Annotated in this window: 1 protein-coding gene; it reads right to left on the bottom strand. The window is 58.2% G+C overall.

The features are described 5' to 3' along the window. The coding region (locus tag NPS56_RS31065; RefSeq protein ID WP_337994725.1) for a radical SAM protein at positions 1 to 364 on the bottom strand (364 nt) is incomplete at both ends.

Here is a 364-nt window from a genome sequence, read left to right as displayed (position 1 = left end):
CTCATTGGTGATGCGTTCGGCGCGCACCAGTTGCTCTTTGGTCGGCAATAGCCCGACTCGATTGAGCTGTGCCCAACCGTAGAACTGGCAGGTCGCGAGTTCGACGAAGTCTGCCTCGAGTGCGATGCACAGCTCGATGATGCGGTCGATCTTGTCGATGTTGTGCCGATGGGTCACGAAGTTCAGCACCATCGGGTAGCCGTGGGCTTTGACGGCGCGGGCCATTTCCAGCTTTTGCGCGAAAGCCTTTTTCGAGCCCGCCAGCAGGTTGTTCACCTGCTCGTCGCTGGCCTGGAAACTGATCTGGATATGATCGAGCCCGGCCTTCTTGAAGTCGCTGATTTTCTGCTCGGTCAGGCCGATG

The sequence above is a fragment of the Pseudomonas putida genome, assembly GCF_028682635.1.
Lineage (GTDB): Bacteria > Pseudomonadota > Gammaproteobacteria > Pseudomonadales > Pseudomonadaceae > Aquipseudomonas > Aquipseudomonas putida_AE.
This window is presented reverse-complemented; position numbering and strand designations above follow the sequence as displayed.